This is a genomic window from Bradyrhizobium sp. UNPF46 (assembly GCF_006658625.1).
GTDB classification, from domain to species: domain Bacteria; phylum Pseudomonadota; class Alphaproteobacteria; order Rhizobiales; family Xanthobacteraceae; genus Bradyrhizobium; species Bradyrhizobium nitroreducens.
The window spans coordinates 76573-90195 of the sequence record NZ_LFJB01000026.1 but is presented as its reverse complement, the minus strand read 5'-3'; the positions used below and the strand labels follow the sequence as shown (position 1 = coordinate 90195).

The 13623-nt window shown below is 64.4% G+C and carries 15 protein-coding genes; 9 read left to right on the top strand and 6 right to left on the bottom strand.

The features are described from left to right. Positions 1-104 precede the first annotated feature (104 nt). On the bottom strand, positions 105-1310 hold the full coding sequence (locus UNPF46_RS11760) for an ABC transporter substrate-binding protein (RefSeq protein WP_142250110.1): 1206 nt from the start codon (positions 1308-1310) through the stop codon (positions 105-107). Between the two features lie 211 nt (positions 1311-1521). Between UNPF46_RS11760 and UNPF46_RS11755 the strand changes: the two genes are divergently transcribed. Next, the gene (locus UNPF46_RS11755) at positions 1522-3135 is read left to right on the top strand and encodes an acyl-CoA synthetase (protein WP_142250109.1); all 1614 of its coding nucleotides are present in this window, start codon (positions 1522-1524) and stop codon (positions 3133-3135) included. Positions 3136-3150: 15 nt separating this feature from the next. Then, positions 3151-3477, top strand: coding sequence for a hypothetical protein (locus tag UNPF46_RS37425; protein ID WP_181769891.1), 327 nt, complete (start codon positions 3151-3153; stop codon positions 3475-3477). On the opposite strand, the gene UNPF46_RS11745 is transcribed toward UNPF46_RS37425, so the two are convergent. Then, complete coding sequence (locus UNPF46_RS11745) at positions 3399-4118, bottom strand: helix-turn-helix transcriptional regulator (protein WP_245448096.1); 720 nt, start codon at positions 4116-4118, stop codon at positions 3399-3401. The genes UNPF46_RS37425 and UNPF46_RS11745 overlap by 79 nt on opposite strands. Before the next feature lie 512 nt (positions 4119-4630). Between UNPF46_RS11745 and UNPF46_RS11740 the strand changes: the two genes are divergently transcribed. Continuing rightward, positions 4631-5482, top strand: coding sequence for an outer membrane protein (locus UNPF46_RS11740; protein WP_142250108.1), 852 nt, complete (start codon positions 4631-4633; stop codon positions 5480-5482). Positions 5483-5494: 12 nt separating this feature from the next. On the opposite strand, the gene UNPF46_RS38240 is transcribed toward UNPF46_RS11740, so the two are convergent. Further along, positions 5495-5704 carry a hypothetical protein gene (locus UNPF46_RS38240; RefSeq protein ID WP_246668637.1) on the bottom strand — a complete coding sequence of 70 codons (210 nt, stop codon included), beginning with the start codon at positions 5702-5704 and terminating at the stop codon, positions 5495-5497. A 60-nt stretch (positions 5705-5764) separates the two neighbouring features. Between UNPF46_RS38240 and UNPF46_RS11730 the strand changes: the two genes are divergently transcribed. The 4 genes from UNPF46_RS11730 to UNPF46_RS11715 all read left to right on the top strand — a co-directional run bounded on the left by UNPF46_RS11730 (position 5765) and on the right by UNPF46_RS11715 (position 10230). Further along, positions 5765-6568 carry an MBL fold metallo-hydrolase gene (locus tag UNPF46_RS11730; RefSeq protein ID WP_142250107.1) on the top strand — a complete coding sequence of 268 codons (804 nt, stop codon included), beginning with the start codon at positions 5765-5767 and terminating at the stop codon, positions 6566-6568. Between the two features lie 157 nt (positions 6569-6725). After that, positions 6726-7742 carry an alpha/beta fold hydrolase gene (locus tag UNPF46_RS11725; protein WP_142250106.1) on the top strand — a complete coding sequence of 339 codons (1017 nt, stop codon included), beginning with the start codon at positions 6726-6728 and terminating at the stop codon, positions 7740-7742. A gap of 15 nt (positions 7743-7757) precedes the next feature. After that, the gene (locus UNPF46_RS11720) at positions 7758-8723 is read left to right on the top strand and encodes a fatty acid desaturase (protein ID WP_142250105.1); all 966 of its coding nucleotides are present in this window, start codon (positions 7758-7760) and stop codon (positions 8721-8723) included. Positions 8724-8997: 274 nt separating this feature from the next. Next, complete coding sequence (locus tag UNPF46_RS11715) at positions 8998-10230, top strand: EAL domain-containing response regulator (protein WP_142250104.1); 1233 nt, start codon at positions 8998-9000, stop codon at positions 10228-10230. A gap of 56 nt (positions 10231-10286) precedes the next feature. On the opposite strand, the gene UNPF46_RS11710 is transcribed toward UNPF46_RS11715, so the two are convergent. Both UNPF46_RS11710 and UNPF46_RS11705 read right to left on the bottom strand, forming a co-directional pair. Further along, positions 10287-10529 carry a hypothetical protein gene (locus UNPF46_RS11710; RefSeq protein ID WP_142250103.1) on the bottom strand — a complete coding sequence of 81 codons (243 nt, stop codon included), beginning with the start codon at positions 10527-10529 and terminating at the stop codon, positions 10287-10289. Positions 10530-10667: 138 nt separating this feature from the next. After that, the gene (locus tag UNPF46_RS11705) at positions 10668-11648 is read right to left on the bottom strand and encodes a helix-turn-helix transcriptional regulator (RefSeq protein ID WP_142250102.1); all 981 of its coding nucleotides are present in this window, start codon (positions 11646-11648) and stop codon (positions 10668-10670) included. Between the two features lie 83 nt (positions 11649-11731). On the opposite strand from UNPF46_RS11705, the gene UNPF46_RS11700 reads away from it, so the two are divergent. Both UNPF46_RS11700 and UNPF46_RS11695 read left to right on the top strand, forming a co-directional pair. Further along, a complete protein-coding gene (locus tag UNPF46_RS11700) occupies positions 11732-12376 on the top strand; it encodes a glutathione S-transferase family protein (protein ID WP_142250101.1) in 645 nt (214 codons plus the stop codon). Between the two features lie 17 nt (positions 12377-12393). Beyond that, positions 12394-12828: a DUF6157 family protein gene (locus tag UNPF46_RS11695; protein WP_181769890.1), complete on the top strand. Its 435-nt coding sequence runs from the start codon at positions 12394-12396 to the stop codon at positions 12826-12828. Here the strand turns inward: UNPF46_RS11695 and UNPF46_RS11690 are convergent, their stop codons facing one another. Further along, on the bottom strand, positions 12829-13614 hold the full coding sequence (locus UNPF46_RS11690; protein ID WP_142250100.1) for an enoyl-CoA hydratase/isomerase family protein: 786 nt from the start codon (positions 13612-13614) through the stop codon (positions 12829-12831). Positions 13615-13623 lie beyond the last annotated feature (9 nt).

The window sequence follows — 13623 nt, the reverse complement described above, 5'->3', positions numbered from 1 at the left end:
CCTGTATTTTTGGCTCCGCGTCGTCGCCGCTCGTCCGCCCTGATTGGTCAAGCGGACGAGCCAGGCCTGCTCAACGGATTGCCATCGGCCTGATCCGGGCTGCCTCATTTCACCAGCGGGCAGCCGCCGTCCTTGAGCGGGCGGAACGCCTGGTCAGCGGGCACTTCGGCGAGCAGCTTGTAGTAATCCCACGGTGCCTTCGACTCCTCCGGCTTCTTCACCTGGAACAGGTACATGCTGTGGACCATGCGGCCGTCCTCGCGCAGCACGCCGTTGTCGGTGAAGGCGTCCTTCACCGGCAGCTCGCGCATCTTCGCCATCACCGTCTTGGTGTCGCGGGTGCCGGCGGCCTGCACTGCCTTCAGATAGTGCAACGTTGCACTATAGGTCGCGGCCTGGTTCATCGTCGGCATCCGCTTGACCCGCTCCATGAAGCGCTTGCCGAAAGCGCGGGTCTTGTCGTTGAGATCCCAGTAATAGGCCTCGGTGATGATCAGGCCTTGCGCAAGCTTGAGGCCGAGGCTGTGCACGTCGGAGATGAACATCACGATCGCCGCCAGATTCTGGCCACCGGCGACGATGCCGAACTCGCCGGCCTGCTTGATCGCGTTGATGGTGTCGCCGCCGCCATTGGCAAGCCCGATGATCTTGGCCTTGGACGCCTGGGCCTGCAACAGGAACGAGGAGAAATCGGCTGTGTTGAGCGGATGCTTGACGCTGCCGAGCACCTTGCCGCCCGCCGCCTTCACGACATCGCCGGTGTCGCGCTCGACCGAATGGCCGAATACGTAGTCGGCGGTGAGGAAGAACCAGGTGTCGCCGCCGTTCTTGACGATGGCGCTGCCGACGGTGTGGGCGTTGGCATAGGTGTCGTAGGTCCAGTGCGCGGTGTAGGGCGAGCAGGACTTTCCGGTGATGTCGGAGCTGGCCGCATCCGTCACGATCATGATCTTCTCGTACTGCTTCGACAGCTCCATCACCGCGAGCGCGGTGGCCGAGGTCGGCAGGTCGATGATCATGTCGACCCCTTCGGTCTCCCACCATTTACGCGCGATGGTGGAGGCGACGTCGGGCTTGTTGAGCACGTCGGCCGCGACCATGTCGATCGGCTTGCCGAACATCTGCCCGCCAAAATCTTCGATCGCCATCTTGGTGGCCTCGACATTCCCCTGGCCGCCGATGTCGGAATAGACCGACGAGAAATCGGAGAGCACCCCGATCTTGAGCGGCGCCTGCTGGGCTGAAGCCGAACCGAGCAGAGACGCGAACAGCAATCCAACGGTGACGGCAAAGCGAGTATTCCGGCACATGAACATTTCCCTCTGTAAAGTTTCTTGTTGCTGAAAGCCTAGATTTGCCTCCGAGGAGTGCAAGGTCTTGCGCGACGGCGCCGGCGCGGAGAGCGATTTGACGTGGTCAATTGACGCAATTACGGTCCGCGGAGCAAAAGCGGCAAGCGCCGCGCCTCATTGGCGTCGAGGCGGGCGGCCAAGCCAAACATCAGAAGTTCAGGGGATGGATATGTCCAGCGAGACCGTAGCCACGATCGCGAAAGCTCGCGAGCATTCGATCGGCGATCTGCTGCGCCGCTCCGCGGCCCGCGAACCGCACAAGCTCGCCGTGAGCTGCGGCAAGGTCAGCTGGAGCTTTGCCGAGATGGATGCGGTTTGCAATCGGCTCGGCCGCGGCCTGCTCGGCCTCGGCGTCAAGAAGGGTGATCGCATCGCGGTTCTCTCGCGCAACTCGCATGCCTTCGCGGCGCTGCGCTTCGCCGCGGCGCGGATCGGCGCGGTGCTGGTGCCGATCAACTTCATGCTCAATCCCGACGAGATCAATTTCATCCTGAGGAGCTCTGGGGCAAAGCTGCTGGCGACGGGTCCTGATTTCGTCGATCCGGCCAAGGCCGCAAGCGCGAAGGATTGCGCGGTCGAGAAGATGATCTGGCTGCCGGGCGAAGATTCCGCGTCGGCGCCCGCGGGCCTCACCACCTTCGACGATCTGCTCCATGCCGACGGCTCGTTCCTGGACGCGTCGGTCGACAGTCGCGATCTTGCGCAGATCGTCTACACTTCAGGCACGGAATCGCTGCCCAAGGGGGCGATGCTGACCCATGAAGCGGTGATGTGGCAGTATGTCAGCTGCATCATCGACGGCGGCATGAGCGTGGACGACAAGTTCCTGCACGCCCTGCCGCTCTATCACTGCGCCCAGCTCGACGTGTTCCTGGGCCCGCAAGTTTATCTTGGCGCCTCCGGCGTCATCACGGGCAAGCCGACCGCCGACAACATTCTCGCGCTGATCCAGGCGCACAAGATCACGTCGTTCTTCGCGCCGCCGACGATCTGGATTGCGATGCTGCGCTCGCCGAACTTCGACAAGACCGATCTGTCGACCTTGCAGAAAGGCTATTACGGCGCCTCGATCATGCCGGTGGAGGTGCTGCTCGAACTCCAGCGCCGCCTGCCCAATGTCAGATTCTGGAATTTCTACGGTCAGACCGAGATCGCGCCGCTCGCGACCGTGCTGCGGCCGGAGGACCAGCTGCGCAAGGCCGGCTCGGCCGGCAAGCCCGTGCTCAATGTCGAGACGCGCGTGGTCAATACGTCGATGGAGGACGTCAAGGTCGGCGAAGTCGGCGAGATCGTGCATCGCTCGCCGCATCTGCTCTCCGGCTATTACAACGATCCTGAAAAGACCGCGGCGGCGTTCTTCGGCGGCTGGTTCCACTCCGGCGATCTCGCGACCGTCGACGAGGAGGGCCACATCACCGTGGTCGACCGTGTCAAGGACATGATCAAGACCGGCGGCGAGAATGTCGCGAGCCGCGAGGTCGAGGAGATGGTCTATCGCATTCCCGCCGTGTCGGAGGTCGCCGTCGTCGGCCTGCCCGACCCGCGCTGGATCGAGGCGGTCACGGCCATCGTCGTGGTCAAGAGCGGCGAAAAGCTCGACGAGGAAACCGTCATCAAGCACTGCGCCGGCCAGATGGCGCATTTCAAGGTGCCCAAGCGCGTCATCTTCGTGGATGCGTTGCCGAAGAATCCGAGCGGCAAGCTGCTCAAGCGCGAGCTGCGCCAGCGGTTTGTCGGCGGCGAGACGCTGGACAAGGCGGTGCAGAAGAGCTTCGGCACCTGAGAGGGAGCGCCTCCCATGAAAGCCTGGCAGGTCGCGCGCGACTGGTCGATCGAGGGAATGGAGCCGGCCGATCTGCCCGAGCCTGTGCCCGGACCGGGTGCCGTGAGCGACCGCGTGTTCAGCTTCGATGCCGTGCCGGACGCGCTGCGGCTGATGCAGCAGGGTGGCGGCCATTTCGGCAAGATCGTGGTCGAGTTCGACCAAAGCGTTTTCGAACGAAGGGGCTATCGATTCGCGTCAAGAGAACGCGCAAGAAGGAAGCTCTATTTGCTCTCGCCGGAAAGCTTCCTGACATCGTCCGGCGTTTGCCCGAAGCGACGGCGAAACGCGCGATGGAAGTAGGAGACGTCGTGGAAGCCCGCGAGATGCGCGATCTCGATGATCTTGCGGGTGCGCATGGCTGGGTTTCGGAGCAGCCGCTCGGCGCGCAGCAAGCGCTGCTCCAGCACGAAGCCGCTGTAGGTGATGCCGGCCTGCTCGAACAGCAGCTGGATCGTGCGTGGGCTGACCCGATGCGCGGCTGACAGGACGGTGAGCGACAGCGCGGGACTGTCCAGCTGCGCCAGGATGTCGGATTTGAGAGTCTCCAGGCGCGCTGCGGCAAGGCCGCGCGTCCGCGCTTCCTCGGCGACGTCGCCGCGGGCCCCGATCATCAGCACGGCGAGATCGAACAGATGCTGCGAGACCGCATCGAGCTCCGCGGGCGCGAGCTTGTCGGCATAAGCGTGCGCGAGATCGTAATATCGGACGAACATCGACGTGATTGGATTGGCGCCGGGGATCGACCCTGCAATCAGATCCTCCGCATTCGGGCAGGCGCGCAGCAGCGCCTTGCGCGGCAGCAGCGCGGTCTGAAAATTGCCATGCCCTATCTGGGTGATCCGAGCGCCCTTGATCGAGGGGTCGCCGATCGTGACGTCGCCCGCGGCAACCTCCAGCGGACGATGCCCCATGGCGCCGCTGAGCGCTGAATTGGGCGACATCGTAATCACCAGTTCGTCATTCGTCCCCAGCGACACGAAAGATATCGGCGAGCCAAACGAGGCCGAGAGCCTGAGACGGGGGAGAATGGCCGGCGCGATGGTCCGGTGAACGCGCCCTTCTCCAACCGGGACGAAATCGACATTGGCGACCTGACGGCAGAACTGCTCGCGCCATCTTTCATAGGCCTGGCCATTCGGGTCGCCGTCGAATGAGAGTTGAGGCTGGATCATCGATCAGAAAGGCAGTGAGTTGGCGATGTCCTGCAGGTTGTATCGTCAGTCTGGTGCGCCGCAACGGCAAAAGCGCCGGATTGCGTGATAAGCCATTCGCGATGGCGTGCTGAGACCGCGACCAGGTGCCGCAGCCCGGTGTGCCCGGATCGCAACAGGCTCCGGCTTTGCCGCCGTCTTTCATTTCAGTCCATTCGGCGCTTCGCGCCTCGCCACGAATGCGGATCGCTTCCTGCCTATCGTCGCCGGCGAACGATCGACCGATTGGAAGGAAATGACCAATGACACCTCGTGCGCGCGATTGGCTGCCGGCTCTGCTGGCGCTTGGCCTTGGTGCCCTCGGCGCCGTCGATGCAACGGCCGCCGACTTCGCGCTCAAGGCTCCGCCAGCGCCGCTGCCGGCCGGCTTCAGTTGGACAGGCTTCTATGCCGGTGTTCACGCCGGCTACGGCACCGGCGACGGCAACGCGGCGCGGGTCGATCCCGCCGCGCTTCTGGCGATGTTTCCCGGCGTGAACAATCTCACCTCGACGGCATCTGCTCCGTTCACGCTCGGTGCCGATCAATCGGGTTGGCTGGGCGGCCTGCAGGCGGGCTACAATTGGCAGAGCGGCCATCTGGTCGCCGGTGTTGAAGCCGACGTCAGCGCGGCCGGGATTGGCGGACGCGCATCAGGCTCGTATGCGTTCCGCCCGGTCTTCCTCGTCGGCGATTTCGACAATTACACCGGCACCGTGACGGTGACGCAGGACATCGATTATCTCGGCACGCTGCGCGGCCGCCTCGGTTACGCCAGCCACAACTGGCTGTTCTATGCGACAGGCGGTCTGGCCTGGGCGCATGTCAAGGCAAGTCTCGACAGCAGCCATGTCAGGCTGACCAACAACTTCCCGATCCCCGGGTTTCCGGGCGCACTGGACGGTCATGCCGCGGCAAGCGGTTACAATGTCGGGTACGCGGTCGGCGGCGGTGGAGAGTGGGCGTTCGCGCCGCATTGGTCACTCAAGGCGGAGTATCTGTATCTCAACCTTGGTCGTCAGCTCACCTTGTCCATTCCAGCGGCCAGCCTTGCAGCCAGCGACATCGAGCTTCACACCTTCAGGATCGGTCTGAACCGCCAATTTGCGCCGTGATCTCGATGAGGCTCAGTACTTCTTGACCGCGGTGCCGAACATCATCCACAGCGCGATCGAGGCGAGGCCAAAGCCGCCGAGCCGCAGGAAGGTCGGGCCGTAGCCGATCCATTGTGCGATCCACTCACCTGTTCGTGTGTCGCGATCCTCCTGGCCAATCGTTCTGGCGTTGAACTGAACGTAACGGGCGCTTTCTGCGTTGGTTCCAGTCGCCCCGCTCATCGACCTTGCTGAAGGCGCATCCGCGATGTCATGTTGCGATCCTGCCACGGAGCTCTGCTTATGCCTCTCTGGACCTGCGAAACCTGCGGCGCGCAATTCCCGAACGGCGGGAGTCCGCCGGCCTCCTGCCTGATCTGCGAGGACGAGCGGCAGTTCGTGAATTGGAAGGGGCAGACCTTTCTCACGCGCGAGCAACTCATGCAGACGCATCGGCTGGTCGGACGCGACGATCTCGGCCTCACCGGCATCGGCCTGGAGCCGAGCTTCGCCATCGGGCAGCGCGCACTGCTGGTGCCGCAAGGCGACGGCTGCGTGATGTGGGACTGCATTCCGCTCGCAACCGACGACGCCATTCAATATGTCGCAGCGCTCGGCGGGCTGAAGGCGATCGCGATCTCGCACCCGCACTACTATGGCGCGGTGGCCGACTGGAGCGATGCTTTCGGTGGCGTGCCGATATATCTGCACGCCGACGATCGCGCCTTCGTCACGCGGCCGCATCCCTCGATCATGCACTGGACCGGCGACAGCCTTCGGATCTCCGACGACGCGCTGCTGCTGCGTACCGAAGGACATTTCGCCGGCGCCACCATGCTGCATTCGGCGCGCAGTGCGGAGGGCCGGGGCGCGCTGCTCACCGGCGACATCGCCCAGGTGACGATGGACCGCCGCTTCGTCAGCTTCATGTACTCCTATCCCAACTACATGCCGCTCAACGCAACCGCAGTGCGGCGGATCGCAGCCGCCGTCGAGCCGCTCGCCTTCGATCGCATCTATGGCGCGTGGTGGGGCCGCAACATCGCTGGCGGCGCCAAGGCCGCCTTCGCGGCATCGGTGGAGCGCTACATTGCGGCCATCGCCTGAGCCGGCGGGAGAAGCGGATTTATCTTGCCGGCCGCTAATAACTGTACTATAAGTACAGTTATTAAAACTTCTGCGACGGCGCAGCTGCGGGTCCGGCATGGTCGATGCATGATGGAAGCCGCGGCGCTCTGCGGCCGCGTGAGCGGGAGTTGGACGCATGACGGCGCTAAGCGATGGTCAGATCTTCGAGGCAGGCGACGTCACGCTCCAGTCAGGAGCCGTGCTCTCTGCGCTGAAGCTCGTCTACAAGACCTACGGCACGCTGAGCCCGGCCAGGGACAATGTCATCCTCTATCCGACTTCGTTCAGCGCACAGCACACCGACACCGAATGGCTGATCGGGCCCGACGGCGTGCTCGACACCACGCGCTACTTCGTCATCATCCCGAATCTGCTCGGCAACGGCCTGTCATCCTCGCCGTCGAACACCGCCGCGCCGTTCCCCGAGGTGACCTATCACGATGCCGTCGCGGTCCAGCACAGGCTCCTCACCGAGCGCTTTGGCATCTCGAAGCTGGCCCTGGTGTATGGCTGGTCGATGGGCGGCATGCAGGCCTATCACTGGGCGGCGCTGCATCCCGGCATGGTGGAGCGGGCCGCCGTGGTCTGCGGCAGCGCGCGTTGCGCCCCCTACAACTACGTCTTCCTGGAAAGCGTGAAGGCCGCGCTCACCGCCGATCCCGCCTTCCGCGACGGCCGCTTCGTCGAGAAACCCGTCGCCGGCTATCGCGCCATGGGGCGCGTCTATGCCGGCTGGGCGATGTCGCACGGCTTCTATCGCGACGAGCTCTGGCGCGAGGCCGGCTTCACCTCGCTGGAGGACTATCTCGTCCGCACCTGGGACGCGACGTTCGCGCGGCGCGACGCCAATGATCTCCTGGCGCAGATCGGCATCTGGCAGCGGGGCGACATCAGCCGGTGTGAGGCATTCGGTGGCGATCTCGATCGCGCGCTGGCGGCGATCAAAGCGCACATGCTGCTGATGCCGGGTGCGACCGATCGCTATTTCGATGTCCGCGACAACGAGGACGAGCTCGGCCGGCTGGTGAACGCCAAGTCCGCCGTGCTGCATCCGATCCCGTCGCTGCACGGCCATCGCGCCGGCAATCCCGTCAGCAATCCGCGCGACCAGGCCTTTCTCAAGGTCGAGGTCGCGGCACTTCTCGACAAATAGAACAGGCATCCAATCATGACCGACGCGACAGTTTCAGAGTCCGGCCATCGCCTGAAGCCGCTGACGCCGGCGATGCTGCGCGAATTGTCCGTCCGCTCCGATCTCCGGGGTGCAGGCCAGAGCCTTGGCCATTACGCGATGATCGCGCTCGTGGGCACGCTGATCTGGATGGTGTCGTCGACATGGGGCGTGCTTTGGGCGCTGCCATTGATGATGGTGCAGGGCTATGTCGTCGCCTTCCTGTTCATGGCGGTGCACGAGACCGCGCACAAGACCGCGTTCAAGAGCCGCGGCCTCAATCTTGCGGTGGGTAATCTTTCGGCCTTCATCATCGGCCTGCCTTACGAATATTACTGCCTGTTTCACTGGGATCATCACCGCTACACCCAGGACCCGGACAAGGACCCCGAGCTGATCGTCGGCGTGAAGCCGACATCCGACACGCAGCTCGCAATCGCCTATAGCGGCCTGCTCCAGGTCGCCGGCCGTCTACGGCTGATGCTCGGCCACGCGATCACCGGCAAGGTCGTCGTGCCCTGGATCCCCGAGGGCAAGCGCGCCGTCATCGTCAGGGAGGCGCGTGCCTATGTCGCGCTGTATGCCCTGCTGCTTGCACTGTCGCTGTGGTTCTCGTCGGCGCTGCTGCTCTGGGTCTGGATCGTCCCGCTCGTGATCGGGCAGTTCTTCCTGCGGCCCTATCTCTATGCCGAGCACACCGGCTGCGAGCGCACCCGCAGCGCTTTCGAGAACACGCGCACCACCTACACCGCTGCGATCGTCAAATGGTTCGCGTGGAACATGCCCTATCACGTCGAGCACCACGCCTATCCCTCGATCCCGTTTCACGCGCTGCCGAAGCTGAACGCCATCGTCGACGGTGAGATCGTTCATCGCGGCCGCGGCTACATCAGAACCACGTGTGAGACGTGGGTTTGGTTTCGCCGGCAACGGCAGGCCGGGCCAATCGACGCGCGCCGCTGAAGATGCCCCCGTAATTTGTCGGGCATTTGCCGGCTTCCGATAGCGAGCTTTACGACGCGTTCATTGCACTTGCGCATGAGGAAGAGCATTGGGGTACCGTCCCGCCGCACGTCGCATAAGTGCGAGAAGAATCAATCGCTTGAGGGCCTCAAAAACGTGCCTAACGAATTCCTCCGGATCGGAAAAGTTTTAGCTGTCTTGTATTCATAACCGGGCGAGATCGCCGCTCTAATGTTGGCGCCATCAACGCCGCCGACGTCTGGAGAAATTGGTGATGAGTGCGACGAGAGGCCGTCTTCTGGTGGTCGACGACGACCTGGTGCAGCGCGTTCTGATCGGCAAGATCGGAGCAAAGCTCGGCTACGAGACGGTCGTTGCGTCCTCCTTTGAGGCCGCAACCGAGCTTCTGGCCCGCGACACCTTCGAAATCATGGCGCTCGATTTGTCGCTCGGCGAGCGGGACGGCGTGGAGCTGTTGCGCTTCGTTGCGGAAGCCGGGCTGCGCGCGATGTCGATCGTGATCATCAGCGGCTGCGATGATCGCATCATGAAGGCGACGCGACGGGTCGCGAACGGGCTGAAGTTGTCGGTCGGCGGATGCCTGACCAAGCCGCTCGATCTGAACCGCCTGCGCAGTGCATTGGAATTGCCGCAGCGCGCGCCGCTGGCCGCGTTGTCCGCCTCGCCGCAGCTTCGGATCACGCCGGAGAGAATCCTGCGCGGACTGGCCGACGGTGAGTTCTTCGTCGAGTTTCAACCGAAGATCGCGCTCGAGACCGGAAGAGTCGTCGGCGCCGAGGCACTCGCACGCTGGCGGAGCGCCGAATTCGGCATGGTCTCGCCATTGATCTTCATTCCGATCGCCGAGGAAGCCGGCATCATGCGCGAGGTGACCGATTGCATCCTGTCGTCGGCGATGTCGCAGGGCCGCAAGCTGATCGAGCGCAATCCCGGCTTCACCATTGCCGTCAACATCTCGGGCTCGCTGATGTCGGATCTGACCCTGCCCGACCGCATCGAGGAGATCCTGCGCCGCGAACACATCTCGCCGACCTCGCTGACGGTGGAGATCACCGAGACCTCGGCGATGGCCGACGTCGACCGCGCCAACGACATCCTGGTCCGGCTGCGGATCAAGAAGATCGGGACGGCCATCGACGATTTCGGCACCGGCTATTCGTCGCTCGCAGCCCTGGTGCGGCTGCCGTTCAGCGAGCTGAAGATCGACCAGTCCTTCATCAAGGGCTGCGAATCCGACGACGACATGATGAAGATCGTCGATGCTTCGGTCGCGCTTGCCAAGGCGTTCAACATGAAAGTGGTGGCCGAGGGCGTCGAAAGTCCGGAGGCGCTCGAGATCATCCGCCGGATCGGCTGCGATGTCGCCCAGGGCTTCCTGTTCGCGCCTTCGTTGCGGCGCTCGCGCGCCGAACGATGGATCTCCGAGCGCAATTCCCTCGCGGACGAACAGGCCGCTTCCGTGACACAGGCGGCGCTCGCGAGCTAAGACGACGAACCCCGGTCGCGGAGCGACCGGGGTTGCGCCAGTCGATGCAGGCGGGCTCAGTAGATCCCGTAGGCGCAGACGTTCACGACGCGGACGCGCAGGCCGTGACGGGTCTGGACAACGCGCTCCTGGTAGCAGTTGCTGACGCCGGTGTTGACGTAGACACCGCCGAAGCCCCAGCCCGGACCCCAGCCATGGCCCCAGTGATGGAAGCCGTGGGCGGAGGCGGCGGTGGGCGCGAGAGCGGCGACGCCGAGCGAACCGGCGGCGATCAGACCAAGAGCAAGCTTACGAAACATCTTCATTCTCCAGTATGGCGCTAGGGCCGTTGTTGTGTCCCTGCATCTCGGTCGGGCCGAGATGCGATCGCGTTCACGCGGCACGAGGAGAATCGTGTTTCAGGATTGTTTCGTGGCCCGCGGCGAAATATGCCGCCGTCAGGCTTTCGGCGCCGCGCGATAGCGCGCGGCCATCGCCTGCGTCATCTCGATCATCTTGTCGCGGAGATCGGCGGGCTCCAGCACCTCGGCCTCGGGGCCGAGCCGCAACAACTCGGCCGCGGCGTGCCAGGATGTCTTGCCGACAGGCACGCGCGCGATGCGCCAGCCGTCCGCATCGGCGCTGTCCTCGATCTGTGTTCGTGCCTTGACATAGGGCTGGCTCAGCGCGTCGAGCAGTTTGACGCCGAGCGGCGACAGCCGCACCACCGCGACGTTGGGATGCATCTCGGCCTCGAGGCGAAGCGTCGCGGCCTGCCAATAGGCGGCGAGATCGAAATCGGCGGGGCGATCGAAGCGGTCGTCGAGCGCCGTGCAGTCGAGCACGCGCGCCACGCGATAGGTGCGCACGCTGCCGTCGACCTGTCCTGCGAGATACCAGCTGCCGCCCTTCAGCACGAGGCCGAGCGGTGCGACGCGGCGCTGCTTCTCGGCGCGCCAGCTCTGGTAGCGGATCTTGATCAGTGTCCCGCGCAGAGCGGCGCCGGCAATGGCGCGCAGATGTCTTGGTTCTTCCGCCTCGCCGAACCAGCCCGGTGCATCCAAATGAAAGCGCTCCTGCATCCGTCCGGCGTCTTCGCGCAGGTGGACCGGCAGGGCCGCCATCAGCTTGTTCTGCGCGGCGATCATCGCCGCGTCGAGCCCGAGCGCCGCAGCGGGGCCCGGGAGCCCCGCGAGGAAGAGCGCGCCGGCCTCGCTTTGCGACAGTCCATTCAGCCGAACGCGGTAGCCGTCGAGCAGGCGATAGCCGCCCTCCGCGCCGCGATCGGCATAGACAGGGACGCCGGAGGCTGCGAGCGCATCGATGTCGCGATAGATCGTGCGCACCGAGACCTCGCAGGCCTCGGCAAGCTCAGGCGCAGTGACCTGCCCTTTGGCCTGGAGGGTGGTGAGGATCGACAGCATCCGGCTCGCGCGCATGAGCCCTTAAATCATACCTGACACAGGATGTCAGGTATGGGTGCGTAAGAAGGGGGCGCCAGCCAGTACCTAGGAGACCAGCCATGACCGATCCGAACCGCATCACGCTGTATTACTCGCCGCAAAGCCGCGCCACCGGCACGCGGGTGCTGCTGGAGGAGCTGGGAGCGCCCTACGACCTCCATATCCTCAACATGAAGGCCGGCGAGCAGCGCCAGCCCGCCTATCTCGCCGTCAATCCGCTCGGCAAGGTTCCGGCGATCCGCCATGGCGAGGCGCTGGTGACCGAGCAGGTCGCGATCACCATCTATCTCGCCGATCTCTTCCCGCAGGCAGGTCTGACGCCTGCGCTGAACGATCCGCTGCGCGGTCCATACCTGCGCTGGATCGCCTATTACGGCGCCTCGTTCGAGCCGGCGCTGATCGACAAGTTCATGCAGCGCGAGCCGGCGCCGATCACGCAGTCGCCCTATGCCGATTACGACACCATGCTGGGGGCGCTCGAAGCACAGCTGTCGAAGGGGCCGTACCTGCTCGGCGAACGCATGACGGCTGCTGATGTATTGTGGAGCGTCGCGTTCAAATGGACCATGATGTTCGGCATCGTGCCGAAAAAGGACGTCTTCGTCCGCTATGCCGAGCGCATGACAGCGCGTCCCGCGTTCCAGCGGATCAATGCCGCCGACGATGAGATGGCGGCGCAGCATGCCGCGGTTGCCGATGGTTGAATGAACCTGGATTGTAGATGACGAAGCCGATGCACACGACCAACTGCTTCAATACCTTCATCCAGGTCGCTGAAGACTGTCCCGCGCGTACTGGTGAGGAGCCGCCGCTCCGCGCGGGGAAGCCGACGGTGGCATGCCTTCAATACGGGATGATCGCCAAGGCGCCCTACAAGTACACCTCCGACGACGTGATCTTCGCGACATCCGCGCCGGGACGCGATCTCGACGTGAAGGCGACGGAAACGGAGAAGCATGCGGCTCGCGAAGCGTTCTTTTCCCGGGGGCAGGCGTGCATGAGGGCGTCGAGCCTCGGCAAGCGCTTCGGCTGGGGCGTTCATGCCGACAGCGAGGGCCGGATCGCGATCTACGCGGTCGACAGCAAACGCTACCAGGCGCTCGTCCGCGATCCCAAGCTCACGCAGGTGCGTGCGATGCGGTCGAAGCGAGCCTGATCAGAATTTTGGCGCTCTCTTCTCCGCGAACGCCTTGATGCCTTCCTTGATCTCGTCGCCGCGCATGCTGTCGCGGTGGCGCTGGTCGGCGGCGCGGTCGTCGAGCTCGCCGCGGGCGAATTCGTTGATCGCGCGCTTCATGCCGCGCATGGCCTGCGGCGCGTTGCCGGCGAGGATACCGGCGAGCTTGTCGACCTCCTCGTCGAGCGACTCTTCCGGCACCATCGCGGTGAGGTAGCCGATGCGCAGCATTTCCGGCGCGCTGATCTTCTGCGCCGTCAGGAACAGCTTCTTCGCATTGTCGAGGCCGAGCCGCGTCACGTAGCGCTTGATGCCGCTCCGGTAGTAATGCAGCCCGAGCCGCGCCGCCGGCATGAACATCTCGGCGGTGTCGATGCCGATGCGGAAATCGCAGGCGAGCGCAAGGTCGGTCGAGCCGCCATAGACGCCGCCGTTGAGCCGGCAGATCGTGGGCACACCGAGATCCTCAAGCCGGTTGACGACCACCTCGAAGGCCGAGCCCGCGCTCTGCTGCTCGTGGGCGCTGACGGCGCGCTCGGCGACCGAGTTGAGGTCGTAGCCGGCGGAGAAGGCGCGGCCGGTGCTGGTCAGCACCAGCACGCGGATGGCTGGATCGGCCTCGATCAGGTCGAACAGCCTGACGAGCTCGTCGAGATCCTCCGCCTGGAGCCGGTTGAGATGCTTGGGCCGGTTGAGGCGGATGGTGGCGCGTGCGCCGTTGATTTCGAGCACGGGGCTGGTTGCCGCGTCGGCGATGTCCGACATTCTTGTCTC

Coding starts and splice junctions, on each gene's coding strand:
- UNPF46_RS38240 (WP_246668637.1), bottom strand. CDS start 5,704: ATGAGCGGGGCGACTGGAACCAACGCAGAAAGCGCCCGTTACGTTCAG.
- UNPF46_RS11755 (WP_142250109.1), top strand. CDS start 1,522: ATGTCCAGCGAGACCGTAGCCACGATCGCGAAAGCTCGCGAGCATTCG.
- UNPF46_RS37425 (WP_181769891.1), top strand. CDS start 3,151: ATGAAAGCCTGGCAGGTCGCGCGCGACTGGTCGATCGAGGGAATGGAG.
- UNPF46_RS11705 (WP_142250102.1), bottom strand. CDS start 11,648: ATGCGCGCGAGCCGGATGCTGTCGATCCTCACCACCCTCCAGGCCAAA.
- UNPF46_RS11690 (WP_142250100.1), bottom strand. CDS start 13,614: ATGTCGGACATCGCCGACGCGGCAACCAGCCCCGTGCTCGAAATCAAC.
- UNPF46_RS11740 (WP_142250108.1), top strand. CDS start 4,631: ATGACACCTCGTGCGCGCGATTGGCTGCCGGCTCTGCTGGCGCTTGGC.
- UNPF46_RS11715 (WP_142250104.1), top strand. CDS start 8,998: ATGAGTGCGACGAGAGGCCGTCTTCTGGTGGTCGACGACGACCTGGTG.
- UNPF46_RS11695 (WP_181769890.1), top strand. CDS start 12,394: ATGACGAAGCCGATGCACACGACCAACTGCTTCAATACCTTCATCCAG.
- UNPF46_RS11730 (WP_142250107.1), top strand. CDS start 5,765: ATGCCTCTCTGGACCTGCGAAACCTGCGGCGCGCAATTCCCGAACGGC.
- UNPF46_RS11745 (WP_245448096.1), bottom strand. CDS start 4,118: ATGTCGCCCAATTCAGCGCTCAGCGGCGCCATGGGGCATCGTCCGCTG.
- UNPF46_RS11710 (WP_142250103.1), bottom strand. CDS start 10,529: ATGTTTCGTAAGCTTGCTCTTGGTCTGATCGCCGCCGGTTCGCTCGGC.
- UNPF46_RS11760 (WP_142250110.1), bottom strand. CDS start 1,310: ATGTGCCGGAATACTCGCTTTGCCGTCACCGTTGGATTGCTGTTCGCG.
- UNPF46_RS11720 (WP_142250105.1), top strand. CDS start 7,758: ATGACCGACGCGACAGTTTCAGAGTCCGGCCATCGCCTGAAGCCGCTG.
- UNPF46_RS11700 (WP_142250101.1), top strand. CDS start 11,732: ATGACCGATCCGAACCGCATCACGCTGTATTACTCGCCGCAAAGCCGC.
- UNPF46_RS11725 (WP_142250106.1), top strand. CDS start 6,726: ATGACGGCGCTAAGCGATGGTCAGATCTTCGAGGCAGGCGACGTCACG.